This is a genomic window from Citrobacter sp. wls829, assembly GCF_005280825.1.
In the GTDB taxonomy this organism is placed as follows: Bacteria; Pseudomonadota; Gammaproteobacteria; order Enterobacterales; family Enterobacteriaceae; genus Citrobacter; species Citrobacter gillenii.
On the sequence record NZ_SZWP01000055.1, the window covers coordinates 108068 to 120347 of the forward strand.

Annotated in this window: 12 protein-coding genes; 7 read left to right on the forward strand and 5 right to left on the reverse strand. The window is 55.7% G+C overall.

Translation table 11 applies throughout. The features are described from left to right. Positions 1-181 precede the first annotated feature (181 nt). The 5 genes from lldP (at position 182) to trmL (ending at position 5867) form a co-directional block, all read left to right on the forward strand. Positions 182-1837 carry an L-lactate permease gene (lldP, locus tag FDW88_RS10230; RefSeq protein WP_137362501.1) on the forward strand — a complete coding sequence of 552 codons (1656 nt, stop codon included), beginning with the start codon at positions 182-184 and terminating at the stop codon, positions 1835-1837. Next, positions 1834-2610 carry a transcriptional regulator LldR gene (gene lldR / locus FDW88_RS10235; RefSeq protein WP_096759103.1) on the forward strand — a complete coding sequence of 259 codons (777 nt, stop codon included), beginning with the start codon at positions 1834-1836 and terminating at the stop codon, positions 2608-2610. The genes lldP and lldR overlap by 4 nt, the downstream gene beginning before the upstream one ends. Continuing rightward, entirely contained in the window at positions 2607-3797 is a 1191-nt protein-coding gene (gene lldD, locus FDW88_RS10240; protein ID WP_096759102.1) for an FMN-dependent L-lactate dehydrogenase LldD, read from the forward strand. Before lldR ends, lldD begins: the two co-directional genes overlap by 4 nt. A gap of 209 nt (positions 3798-4006) precedes the next feature. Further along, positions 4007-5347 carry an aromatic acid/H+ symport family MFS transporter gene (locus FDW88_RS10245; protein WP_117342540.1) on the forward strand — a complete coding sequence of 447 codons (1341 nt, stop codon included), beginning with the start codon at positions 4007-4009 and terminating at the stop codon, positions 5345-5347. A gap of 46 nt (positions 5348-5393) precedes the next feature. Next, the gene (trmL, locus tag FDW88_RS10250; protein WP_003827329.1) at positions 5394-5867 is read left to right on the forward strand and encodes a tRNA (uridine(34)/cytosine(34)/5-carboxymethylaminomethyluridine(34)-2'-O)-methyltransferase TrmL; all 474 of its coding nucleotides are present in this window, start codon (positions 5394-5396) and stop codon (positions 5865-5867) included. 179 nt (positions 5868-6046) lie between these two features. Here the strand turns inward: trmL and cysE are convergent, their stop codons facing one another. The 5 genes from cysE to FDW88_RS10275 form a co-directional block, all read right to left on the reverse strand. Beyond that, positions 6047-6868: a serine O-acetyltransferase gene (gene cysE, locus FDW88_RS10255; RefSeq protein WP_096759099.1), complete on the reverse strand. Its 822-nt coding sequence runs from the start codon at positions 6866-6868 to the stop codon at positions 6047-6049. 80 nt (positions 6869-6948) lie between these two features. Further along, positions 6949-7968, reverse strand: coding sequence for an NAD(P)H-dependent glycerol-3-phosphate dehydrogenase (gene gpsA, locus FDW88_RS10260; protein WP_117342542.1), 1020 nt, complete (start codon positions 7966-7968; stop codon positions 6949-6951). Beyond that, positions 7968-8435, reverse strand: coding sequence for a protein-export chaperone SecB (gene secB / locus FDW88_RS10265; protein WP_096759097.1), 468 nt, complete (start codon positions 8433-8435; stop codon positions 7968-7970). Before secB ends, gpsA begins: the two co-directional genes overlap by 1 nt. Before the next feature lie 47 nt (positions 8436-8482). Continuing rightward, complete coding sequence (grxC, locus tag FDW88_RS10270) at positions 8483-8734, reverse strand: glutaredoxin 3 (protein ID WP_003024152.1); 252 nt, start codon at positions 8732-8734, stop codon at positions 8483-8485. Between the two features lie 28 nt (positions 8735-8762). Beyond that, positions 8763-9194, reverse strand: coding sequence for a rhodanese-like domain-containing protein (locus tag FDW88_RS10275; RefSeq protein WP_096759096.1), 432 nt, complete (start codon positions 9192-9194; stop codon positions 8763-8765). 248 nt (positions 9195-9442) lie between these two features. Between FDW88_RS10275 and gpmM the strand changes: the two genes are divergently transcribed. Both gpmM and envC read left to right on the forward strand, forming a co-directional pair. Then, the gene (gene gpmM, locus FDW88_RS10280) at positions 9443-10987 is read left to right on the forward strand and encodes a 2,3-bisphosphoglycerate-independent phosphoglycerate mutase (RefSeq protein ID WP_096759095.1); all 1545 of its coding nucleotides are present in this window, start codon (positions 9443-9445) and stop codon (positions 10985-10987) included. A gap of 33 nt (positions 10988-11020) precedes the next feature. Then, positions 11021-12280, forward strand: coding sequence for a murein hydrolase activator EnvC (envC, locus tag FDW88_RS10285; RefSeq protein ID WP_232058724.1), 1260 nt, complete (start codon positions 11021-11023; stop codon positions 12278-12280).

The window sequence follows — 12280 nt, forward strand, 5'->3', positions numbered from 1 at the left end:
ACCCCCTCACATTTCGTTAAAATTAACTTACAATGCCGTTGCCAATAAATAACATTTGATTAACCATTCGTTGTCATTACCCCTACACAACAATATTGGCAGGGCCACTTTTACACATAGTGTGACGACGAGATGAGCACAGACTCATTGCATTATGTCGGCGGCCCCCAGGAGACCTGCAATGAATCTCTGGCAACAAAACTACGACCCGGCCGGTAACATCTGGCTTTCAAGCCTGATTGCCTCACTCCCTATTCTGTTCTTTTTCTTCGCGCTGATTAAGCTCAAGCTGAAAGGTTATGTCGCTGCGACGTGGACGGTAGGGATTGCCCTGTTGGTCGCCTTGCTGTTCTACAAAATGCCGGTCGATCACGCGCTGGCATCCGTGGTGTACGGCTTCTTCTATGGTCTGTGGCCGATTGCCTGGATAATCATCGCCGCCGTATTCGTCTATAAGATTTCGGTCAAGACCGGGCAGTTCGACATTATCCGCTCCTCAATTCTGTCGATTACCCCGGACCAGCGTCTGCAGATGCTGATTGTCGGCTTCTGCTTTGGCGCATTCCTCGAGGGGGCTGCAGGATTTGGCGCCCCGGTGGCGATTACCGCCGCACTGCTGGTTGGCCTGGGCTTTAACCCGCTGTACGCCGCAGGTCTGTGCCTGATTGTAAACACCGCGCCGGTGGCGTTTGGCGCAATGGGTATTCCGATCCTGGTTGCTGGTCAGGTTACCGGGCTGGACAGTTTTGAAATCGGCCAGATGGTAGGCCGCCAGCTGCCGTTCCTGACGATTATCGTGCTGTTCTGGATCATGGCGATTATGGACGGCTGGCGCGGCGTGAAAGAGACCTGGCCGGCGGTAATGGTCGCAGGCGGCTCCTTTGCCATCGCGCAGTACCTCAGCTCTAACTTTATCGGGCCAGAACTGCCGGACATCATCTCTTCTCTGGTGTCACTGGTGTGTCTGACGCTGTTCCTGAAACGCTGGCAGCCGGTACGCATCTTCCGCTTTGGCGACATGGGTGCTTCACAGGTCGATCAAACGCTGGCCCGCACTCACTACACCGCCGGCCAGGTGGTTCGCGCCTGGTCACCGTTCCTGTTTCTGACAGCAACGGTCACGCTGTGGAGCATCCCACCGTTTAAAGCGCTGTTTGCCCCTGGCGGCGTGATGTATCACTGGGTGGTGAATGTTCCGGTACCGTTCCTCGACAAACTGGTGGCCCGCATGCCGCCGGTGGTACACGAAGCCACGGCCTACGCGGCGGTATACAAGTTTGACTGGTTCTCAGCGACCGGCACCGCCATTCTGTTTGCCGCCCTGCTGTCTATCGTCTGGCTGAAAATGAAGCCCTCTGCCGCCCTGCAAACCTTCGGCAGCACGCTGAAAGAGCTGGCGTTGCCCATCTATTCCATCGGGATGGTACTGGCATTCGCATTTATCTCTAACTACTCAGGCCTGTCTTCGACGCTGGCATTAGCGCTGGCACACACCGGCAGCGCCTTTACCTTCTTCTCGCCGTTCCTCGGCTGGCTGGGCGTATTCCTGACCGGGTCAGATACCTCTTCTAACGCACTGTTCGCAGCCCTACAGGCAACGGCAGCGCAGCAAATCGGTGTCTCCGATGTACTGCTGGTGGCGGCAAATACCACCGGTGGCGTAACCGGCAAAATGATCTCCCCGCAATCTATCGCCATAGCCTGTGCGGCCGTGGGACTGGTGGGTAAAGAATCTGACCTGTTCCGCTTTACCGTGAAACACAGCCTGATATTCACCTGTATGGTGGGTGTGATTACCACGCTTCAGGCCTATGTCTTAACCTGGATGATCCCATGATAGTGATGCCCAGACGCCTGTCCGACGAGGTCGCTACTCGCGTGCGGGCGCTGATTGAAGAACAACAGCTGGAGGCGGGCATGAAGTTGCCTGCCGAGCGCCAGCTGGCCGTACAGCTCGGCGTGTCGCGCAATTCACTGCGCGAGGCGCTGGCAAAGCTGGTCAGTGAAGGCGTGCTGCTCAGCCGTCGCGGCGGCGGGACGTTTGTCCGCTGGCAGCATGAAGCCTGGTCCGAACAAAACATCGTTCAGCCGCTGAAAAGCCTGATGGCGGACGATCCGGATTACAGCTTCGATATTCTCGAAGCCCGCCACGCCATTGAGGCCAGCACCGCGTGGCATGCCGCGATGCGCGCCACAACCGCCGACAAAGAGAAAATCAGGCTCTGTTTTGAGGCCACGCAGAGTGAGGACCCGGATCTCGCCTCACAAGCAGACGTTCGCTTTCACCTCGCCATTGCGGAAGCGTCGCACAACGTGGTGCTGCTCCAGACCATGCGCGGTTTCTTCGACGTATTGCAGTCCTCGGTAAAACAGAGCCGCCAGCGTATGTACCTGGTGCCACCTGTGTTTTCACAGCTCACAGCACAGCACCTTGCCGTGCTGGACGCGATTGTCGCCGGCGACGCTGATGGCGCACGTAAGGCGATGATGGCGCACCTCAGCTTTGTCCACACCACCATTAAACGCTTTGATGAAGACCAGGCCCGCCAGGCGCGTATTACCCGTCTGCCCGGTGACCATAATGAAATTAGCAGGGAGAACAACTCATGATTATTTCAGCAGCCAGCGATTATCGCGCCGCAGCCCAGCGCATTCTGCCCCCCTTCCTGTTCCACTACATCGACGGTGGTGCCTATGCAGAGCATACCCTGCGCCGTAACGTCGAAGATTTATCGGAGGTGGCACTACGCCAGCGCGTGCTGAAGAACATGGCCGACCTGAGTCTGGAAACCACCCTGTTCAACGAAAAACTGTCGATGCCGGTGGCATTAGCGCCGGTTGGCTTGTGCGGCATGTATGCCCGCCGGGGCGAAGTTCAGGCCGCCGCTGCCGCTGACGCCAAAGGTATTCCGTTTACGCTTTCGACGGTTTCCGTCTGCCCGATTGAAGAAGTTGCCCCGACGATCAAGCGTCCGATGTGGTTCCAGCTGTACGTCCTGCGCGATCGCGGTTTTATGCGTAACGCGCTGGAGCGTGCTAAAGCAGCGGGTTGCTCCACGCTGGTCTTTACCGTCGATATGCCCACGCCCGGCGCGCGCTACCGTGACGCACATTCCGGGATGAGCGGTCCGAATGCCGCGCTGCGCCGTTACTGGCAGGCGGTAACCCATCCGCAGTGGGCGTGGGACGTTGGCCTGAACGGTCGTCCGCATGATTTAGGCAATATCTCGACCTACCTGGGTAAACCCACCGGCCTGGAGGATTACATCGGCTGGTTGGCAAACAACTTCGATCCGTCCATCTCCTGGAAAGACCTCGAGTGGATCCGTGAATTCTGGGACGGTCCGATGGTAATCAAAGGGATCCTCGACCCGGAAGATGCCCGCGACGCCGTACGCTTTGGCGCCGACGGCATCGTGGTCTCGAACCACGGCGGCCGCCAGCTGGACGGCGTGCTGTCTTCTGCGCGTGCGCTACCCGCCATTGCCGACGCGGTGAAAGGCGATATTGCGATTCTGGCAGACAGCGGCATCCGTAACGGTCTGGACGTGGTGCGCATGATTGCACTGGGTGCGGATACCGTACTGCTGGGCCGTGCTTACCTGTATGCACTGGCGACCCACGGTCAGGCAGGTGTCGCTAACCTGTTGAACCTTATTGAGAAAGAAATGAAAGTGGCGATGACGCTGACCGGTGCAAAATCCATTCGTGAAATCAGCCGTGACTCACTGGTACAAGAGCTGGGAAAGCAACTGCCCGCCGCTCTGGCACCTCTCGTCCAGGGTAGCGCCGCGTAACCGTACCCCGTAAAACCCTACACTCTGAATGGTCGGTCTGTTCTCAGCCCGGCCATTTTTTATGCAAAAATAACGACCAGTTAACATTTACACTCAATATATTTGACAACTTTTTATTCACCTGCCAAATGTATATACAAGCTAATACAACAACAACCCACACAATAATAATCCACACGACAACAACCATCATAACGGGCGAGGGTGACATGGTTTATTCCGGTAAAGTGAATATCCAGCAGGCGATAGATGACAGTCCTTTTTCACGCTTTCATTGGGTCATCATCGTCCTTGGCTTTCTGGTGCTGGCCATTGATGGCTTCGACACGGCGGCGATGGGCTACATTGCCCCTACCCTCTCAGCCGACTGGGGGATCAAGAAACAAGATCTCGGGCCGGTATTAAGCGCCGCGCTGCTGGGGCTCTCATTTGGCGCCCTGCTGGCCGGGCCAATATCCGATCGCATGGGACGTAAACGCGTACTGGTTTTTTCCTGCCTGTTCTTTGGTCTCGCCAGTCTGGGCACCGCCTATGCCCAGACGCTGAATATGTTAACGTTTTGGCGGTTTCTCACCGGACTCGGGCTGGGTGCAGCAATGCCGAACGCCATCACGTTGGTGTCAGAATTTGCGCCAAAACGCTGCCGCTCGATGGCGATTAACACCATGTACTGCGGTTTCCCGCTCGGTGCAGCAGGTGGCGGGGTTATCTCCTCCTGGCTGATTCCTAACTACGGCTGGCACAGCGTCCTGCTCGCCGGGGCAATTGCCCCGCTGGCGCTGACCATCCTCCTGGTGTTATTTCTGCCGGAGTCGGTCAAGTATCTGGTCCATCGCGGGAAAGAGATTGCGCAGGTCAAACGAATTGCCCGTCGCTTTATGCCAGGTGATATAGACCAGGTCACCCATTTTTATCTGGATGAAGAACGGACTGACGTCAAAAAAGGCAGCGTGGCGCAGTTGTTCAGCATGCCGTGGCTGCCGGGCACGTTGATGCTGTGGATGACCTACTTTATGGGGCTGGTTATCTATTATGTGCTGCTGAGCTGGATGCCGACGCTGATGCTGGGAATGGGTTACCCGCTGGCAGAATCTGCCTGGCTGACATCACTGTTCACCTTCGGCGGTACCGCGGGGATCCTGCTGGCCGGCTGGCTGATGGATCGCTGGGAAGCACACAAAGTCGTCTCCATCGGTTTTATCCTGACAATGCTGTTTGCACTGGCGCTCGGGTTTGAACATAACCACATCATTCTGTTTGGCGCCCTGATCTTCCTGATGGGGATCACCATGAACGGTGCACAGTCCGGACTACAGACGCTGGCGGCAACGTTTTACCCGACCCACTGTCGCGCAACAGGTATTGCCTGGATGCAGGGCGTGGGCCGCTTTGGTGGCGTCGCCGGGACCATGACCAGCGCCCAATTACTTTCTCTGCAATGGCAGGCTGACAGCATATTGATGTTCCTCAGCGTTCCCGCGCTGCTGGCTGCTGCCGCAACGCTTTATAAGCTGCAACGCTATAAACCGCAGCCTCTGACCGTCGCATAGTACCCGTCCTTTCTGCTATCCTGCCCCCCGTTATTAAGGGGGCAGTATGCTTAACATCGTTTTATTCGAACCAGAAATCCCGCCAAATACCGGCAATATCATCCGCCTATGCGCCAATACCGGCTTTCGTCTGCATATTATTGAGCCCATGGGCTTTACCTGGGACGACAAGCGCCTGCGTCGCGCGGGGCTGGATTATCACGAATTTACCGCCGTACTGCGCCACCCTGATTACGCCGCCTTTGTGGCTGCAGAAAATCCGCAACGTCTTTTTGCGCTGACCACCAAAGGGACGCCGGCCCATAGCGCGGTAAGCTATCAGGATGGTGATTATCTGATGTTTGGCCCGGAAACGCGCGGCCTGCCCGCCAGCATTCTCGACGCGCTGCCTGCAGAACAAAAAATTCGTATTCCGATGATGCCGGACAGCCGCAGCATGAACCTGTCTAACGCGGTGTCGGTGGTGGTGTATGAGGCCTGGCGCCAGCTGGGGTATCCGGGCGCCGTATTACGCAGTTGATTTTGTCGGATGCGGCTAGCGCCTTATCCGACCTACATTAATTTGATGTTATTCGTTTCGAGCGTTATCGGCGCAGACAGATTGCACACGGACTGCGCACAGTCACCGGAGCGTACACGCAGTACGTGAGGATGACGAGCACAGCCCAGGTTCAATATGGCAAGTAAGATAGCTCGAAATCAGATGCCATCGCCGCATTCGAACGTATGATGTATCCCGTTGAAATGCTGATCCATATCCATGGACGGCTTATCGCTGTCAGGTTTACCGACAATCCGTGCCGGAACGCCTGCGGCGGTGGTATGTGGCGGTACGGGCTGTAAGACGACAGAACCCGCGCCAATTTTCGCCCCGCGCCCAACCTCGATGTTGCCGAGAATTTTTGCGCCCGCGCCAATCATCACGCCTTCACGAATTTTTGGGTGACGATCGCCGCCCGCTTTACCGGTCCCGCCTAAGGTGACGGATTGCAGGATCGAGACGTCGTTTTCGATCACCGCGGTTTCACCCACCACAATTCCGGTGGCATGATCGAGCATGATCCCACGACCAATTTTTGCCGCCGGATGAATGTCGACCTGGAAAGTCACGGACACCTGATTTTGCAAGAAGATCGCCAGTGCCTGACGCCCCTGATGCCACAGCCAGTGGCCGATGCGGTAAGCCTGCAGCGCATGGAAGCCCTTCAGGTACAAAAGCGGGGTGGAATATTTGTCGACAGCCGGGTCACGCGTGCGCACTGCCTGGATATCGCAGGCCGCCGAGGCAATCATTTCCGGATCGGCGGCGTAGGCTTCTTCCACCACTTCACGAATAGCAATCGCCGGCATGATTGGCGACGCAAGCTTATTCGCCAGCATATAGCTTAGCGCGCTGCCGAGATTCTCATGCTTGAGCAGCGTTGCGTGGTAAAAACTGGCCAGCATTGGCTCACAATCCGCCAGTGCCCGGGCTTCTGCTTTAATATTTTTCCAGACGATATCCAGTTCTTCACACGGCATTGCGTACTCCACAGAAGGTAGCAAAACGACCAACCCGTTCTACGCGGGTCGGGTCGTTATAGTAAAACGGTTCCTTACGGCTAGTGGCTGCTCCGCTCGTCCTTGCGTGCACGACCTAATAACGTCAATGCTGCCTCGCGCGCATTTTTTCCGCAATACAATACTTGATAAATTTCCTCGGTTATTGGCATTTCGACACCAAAACGGTGCGCCAATTCACGAACTTCTTTCGTATTGCGATAGCCTTCAACCACTTGGCCAATCTTGTCCTGCGCGCCCTGAACATCCATGCCCTGACCGAGCATCATGCCAAAACGGCGGTTACGCGACTGGTTGTCGGTACACGTCAGCACCAGATCGCCCAGACCCGCCATGCCCATGAAGGTCGCCGGATCGGCACCCAGCGCCGCGCCAAGGCGTGACATTTCGGTCAACCCGCGGGTGATCAATGCCGTACGGGCATTAGCACCAAAGCCGATGCCGTCAGACATCCCTGCGCCAATAGCAATCACGTTTTTCACTGCACCGCCGAGCTGTACACCAATGAAGTCCGGGTTGCTGTAAACGCGGAAACTTTTGCCGCAGTGCAGCAGTTGCTGGAGATCGTCAGCAAACGTCTCGTCCGTTGACGCCAGCGAAATCGCCGTAGGCATGCCTGCAGCCAGTTCTTTGGCAAACGTAGGACCGGAAATCACCGCCAGCGGAATGGCATCCCCCAACGCTTCACGCGCGACATCCTGTAACAGGCGTCCCGTTTCTGCTTCCAGACCTTTTGTCGCCCAAACCAGGCGCGCATCAGAGCGCATCAACGGTTTGATCTGACGCAGCACTTCGCCAAAGACGTGGCTCGGCACCACCACCAGAATATTACGGCTGGCGGCCAGCGCAGTGGCTAAATCACTTTCCAGGCGCAGCGTATCGGGAAAAGGCACATCAGGAAGGAACGCAACGTTGCAGCGATCGTGCTCGAGCGTTGCGATATGTTTGGGATCGTGGCCCCACAGGATAACCGGGTGGCCGTTTCTTGCCAGGGTAATGGCAAGAGCGGTGCCGTACGAGCCGGCACCAATCACAGTCATTGAAGCATTACTTTGATTCATCAGGCATCCTGATGTTCTTCAGTACCTTCGCCAGTCTGCTGCTGTAAATAGTTCATGAACAGCGCATCAAAGTTGACCGGTGCAAGGTTCAGCTGCGGGAACGTACCGCGTGATACCAGGCTGGTGATGCATTCACGGGCATACGGGAACAGGATGTTCGGGCAGTATGCACCCAGGCAATGCGCCATCTGAGTCCCTTCAATTCCGCTGATGGAGAAAATCCCGCCCTGCTGAACTTCGCACAGGAACGCCGTTTCTTCACCCAGAGAAGCCGTTACGGTGACACGCAGCACAACTTCATACACGTCATCTGCCAGTTGGGTAGATGCAGTATCAAGATCAAGTTTAACCTCTGGCTGCCAATCTTTCTGGAAAACATGCGGTGCATTTGGCGCTTCGAAAGACACATCCTTGGTATAAATACGTTGGATCTGGAAAGCCATTTCAGTGTTATTTTGTTCTGACATGTTTAGAAAACCCTTTAGTGTTGTCCTTTAAATACTATCCGTACGCCTTAACGCAGCAGGGGATCCAGTCCACCACGCGCATCCAACGCATACAAGTCGTCACAACCACCAATGTGCTGTGCATCAATAAAAATCTGCGGAACCGTCGTACGACCACTGCGTTTGATCATCTCTTCGCGCTTCACGGCGTCGCCGTCAATCGGAAGTTCCTGGAAACTCACGCCCTTGCTGTTCAATAGCGCTTTTGCGCGATGGCAAAATGGGCAGGTTGCTTTGGTGTAGATCTCGATGTTGGCCATGACTTATCTCCGATATTAACTTACGGTGTTACTTGCCACGTACCAGCGGGAGGTTTTCACCACTCCAGCCTGCTACGCCGTCTTTCAGCACGGACACCTGCTCAAAACCCGCTTTAATCAGCGCAGTTGCAGATTCCTGGCACTGCATGCCAGAACCGTCAACCACAATAACCGGTTTGGCTTTGTGTTTTTCAAGCTCGCCGAAGTTGTTGGCTTTAATTTCGCTCGGCAGCAGGTTAGTTGAACCGGCGATATGGCCTTTGCGGAAGTCATCACGCTGACGTAAATCCACAATAACCGCATCTTCTTTATTGAGAAGACGAGTGGCTTCGCCGCGGGTAATCACCTTCACTTTCGAGGTCAGGCTTTTGATGGTCGTAAATAATACAGCCGCCAGTAACGCAATCCAGGCGATACTCAAGACAGGGTGGCGACTAACAAATTGCATAATTTCTTGCATGGGGGGTAACAACTCCCGACTCAGTGATTAAAAAAACCAGGGAAAGAGTATACCTGCGCGTTGGCGCAAATACAGCCAGAGCGTGCATTGGATTGCATTTTTGCGGGGCGCTACGGAAAAAAAAACGTAAATCCGAGTCCTCCCTGACGTGCTATACCCCATTATTTGATCTTCGGGGGCTACTTTATCGATTCAGCTGTAGTAAAATTACGCAATTATTTTTATCTATTAAGTGTGAGGTTGTCGCAATGTCGGTTTCTAAAAAACCTATGGTACTGGTGATTCTGGATGGCTACGGCTATCGCGAAGACAGCCAGGATAACGCCATTTTTAATGCTAAAACCCCGGTTATGGATGCTCTGTGGGCCAAACGTCCACATACCCTGATTGACGCATCTGGTCTGGAAGTCGGCCTGCCTGACCGCCAGATGGGTAACTCCGAAGTGGGTCACGTCAACCTGGGCGCGGGCCGTATCGTGTATCAGGACCTGACCCGTCTGGATGTTGAAATTAAAGAACGGACTTTCTTCACTAACCCGGTACTGACCGATGCGGTCGACCAGGCGAAAAATAGCGGCAAAGCAGTACACATCATGGGTCTGCTGTCTGCGGGCGGCGTACACAGCCACGAAGATCACATCCTGGCGATGGTTGAGCTGGCGGCAGAACGCGGCGCAGAAAAAATCTATCTGCACGCCTTCCTCGATGGCCGTGACACACCACCGCGCAGCGCTGAAAAGTCGCTGCAAAAATTCGAAGAAAAATTTGCCGCGCTGGGCAAAGGTCGCGTTGCGTCCATTATTGGTCGTTACTACGCCATGGACCGCGACAACCGTTGGGATCGCGTTGAAAAAGCGTATGACCTGATGACGCTGGCCCAGGGTGAATTCCAGGCTGACACCGCAGTAGCAGGTCTGCAGGCCGCTTATGCTCGTGATGAAAACGACGAATTCGTAAAAGCGACCGTGATCCGCGCAGAAGGCCAGGCCGATGCCGCAATGGAAGACGGCGATACGCTGATTTTCATGAACTTCCGTGCTGACCGTGCGCGTGAAATCACCCGCGCGTTTGTGAACGCTGACTTCGATGGCTTCGCGCGTAAGAAAGTGGTTAACCTCAACTTTGTGCAGTTGACCGAATACGCGGCCGACATCAAAACAGCGGTAGCTTACCCACCAACGTCTCTGGCGAATACCCTCGGCGAGTGGATGGCGAAGCACGACAAAACCCAGCTGCGTATTTCCGAAACTGAAAAATATGCACACGTGACCTTCTTCTTCAACGGTGGCGTAGAAGAGCCGTTCAAAGGCGAAGACCGTATCCTGATCAACTCGCCGAAAGTAGCCACCTACGATCTGCAGCCAGAAATGAGCTCCGCAGAGCTGACCGAGAAGCTGGTTGCCGCGATTGAGAGCGGGAAATACGACACCATCATCTGTAACTACCCAAACGGCGACATGGTCGGTCATACCGGGGTAATGGATGCTGCGGTTAAAGCGGTTGAAGCGCTGGATCACTGCGTTGAGCAAGTGGCCAAAGCGGTTGAGTCCGTTGGCGGCCAATTGCTGATCACCGCAGACCACGGTAACGCTGAGCAAATGCGCGATCCGTCTACCGGTCAGGCACATACTGCACATACCAACCTGCCGGTTCCGCTGATTTATGTCGGTGGTAAAAACGTCAAAGCTGTCGATGGCGGTAAACTTTCCGATATCGCCCCGACCATGCTGACGCTGATGGGCATGGAAATCCCGCAAGAGATGACTGGTAAGCCGCTGTTCATCGTGGAATAATCCCTCCCCATGAGGGGAAAGGCGATTAATACCATCACATGGGCCGCAAAACCGCGTAGGTTTTCAGTCAGGCCCTTGTTATACGCCAGCGTGATTAGCGCTGGCGTATTGTTGTGCGCCTTTTCCGCCCACGCGGACGAACGCGACCAGCTCAAATCTATTCAGGCCGATATCGCGGCAAAAGAACGCGCGGTACGCCAGCAACAACAGCAACGTTCCACCCTCCTCGCCCAGCTTAAAGCCCAGGAACAGGCCATCGCCGTTGCGGCACGACAGCTGCGCGAAACGCAAAATTCACTGGCGCAACTGAATGCGCAAATTGCCGAAATGAACGCCGCCCTCGCGAAGCTGGAAAAGCAGCGAGCAGCACAGGAACGCAGCCTGGCCGCCCAACTGGACGCCGCGTTTCGTCAGGGTGAGCACACCGGCATTCAGTTAATCCTCAGTGGCGAAGAGAGTCAGCGCGGGCAGCGCCTGCAGGCCTATTTTGGCTATCTGAACCAGGCGCGGCAGGAAACCATCGCCCAGTTGAAGCAAACCCGCGAAGAGGTCGATTCGCAGAAGGCCGAGCTGGAAGATAAACAGAGTGAGCAGCAAACGCTGCTGTACGAGCAGCGCGCTCAACAGGCCAAGCTGGAACAGGCGCGTAACGAGCGCCAAAAAACGCTCGCTGGGCTGGAGTCCTCCATTCAGCAGGGCCAGCAGCAGCTCAGCGAACTGCGCGCCAACGAATCCCGCCTACGCAGCAGCCTTGCACGGGCCGAGGCCGCCGCCAAAGCGCGCGCTGAGCGTGAAGCCCGCGAAGCACAGGCGGTGCGCGATAAGCAAAAGGATGCCTCGCGCAAAGGGTCGACCTACAAGCCGACCGAAAACGAAAAATCCTTGATGTCCCGTACCGGGGGGTTAGGTTCACCGCGCGGTCAGGCATTCTGGCCCGTCCGTGGCCCAACGCTGCATCGTTATGGCGAACAGCTGCAAGGTGAGCTACGTTGGAAAGGGATGGTCATTGGCGCATCTGAAGGCACCGAAGTGAAAGCCATTGCCGATGGTCGCGTTATTCTGGCCGACTGGCTTCAGGGTTATGGTCTGGTGGTCGTGGTTGAGCACGGTAAAGGCGATATGAGCCTGTACGGCTATAACCAAAGCGCGCTGGTCAGCGTAGGTACGCAGGTGCGTGCCGGACAGCCGATTGCCCTGGTGGGTAGCAGCGGCGGTCAGGGCAGACCCGCACTCTATTTCGAAATTCGTCGCCAGGGTCAGGCGGTCAATCCACAGCCGTGGTTGGGAAGATAA

What these genes read in the sequence shown, in the direction of transcription:
- lldP (WP_137362501.1), top strand. Translation starts at nt 182, where the DNA reads ATGAATCTCTGGCAACAAAACTACGACCCGGCCGGTAACATCTGGCTT.
- lldR (WP_096759103.1), top strand. Translation starts at nt 1,834, where the DNA reads ATGATAGTGATGCCCAGACGCCTGTCCGACGAGGTCGCTACTCGCGTG.
- lldD (WP_096759102.1), top strand. Translation starts at nt 2,607, where the DNA reads ATGATTATTTCAGCAGCCAGCGATTATCGCGCCGCAGCCCAGCGCATT.
- FDW88_RS10245 (WP_117342540.1), top strand. Translation starts at nt 4,007, where the DNA reads ATGGTTTATTCCGGTAAAGTGAATATCCAGCAGGCGATAGATGACAGT.
- trmL (WP_003827329.1), top strand. Translation starts at nt 5,394, where the DNA reads ATGCTTAACATCGTTTTATTCGAACCAGAAATCCCGCCAAATACCGGC.
- cysE (WP_096759099.1), bottom strand. Translation starts at nt 6,868, where the DNA reads ATGCCGTGTGAAGAACTGGATATCGTCTGGAAAAATATTAAAGCAGAA.
- gpsA (WP_117342542.1), bottom strand. Translation starts at nt 7,968, where the DNA reads ATGAATCAAAGTAATGCTTCAATGACTGTGATTGGTGCCGGCTCGTAC.
- secB (WP_096759097.1), bottom strand. Translation starts at nt 8,435, where the DNA reads ATGTCAGAACAAAATAACACTGAAATGGCTTTCCAGATCCAACGTATT.
- grxC (WP_003024152.1), bottom strand. Translation starts at nt 8,734, where the DNA reads ATGGCCAACATCGAGATCTACACCAAAGCAACCTGCCCATTTTGCCAT.
- FDW88_RS10275 (WP_096759096.1), bottom strand. Translation starts at nt 9,194, where the DNA reads ATGCAAGAAATTATGCAATTTGTTAGTCGCCACCCTGTCTTGAGTATC.
- gpmM (WP_096759095.1), top strand. Translation starts at nt 9,443, where the DNA reads ATGTCGGTTTCTAAAAAACCTATGGTACTGGTGATTCTGGATGGCTAC.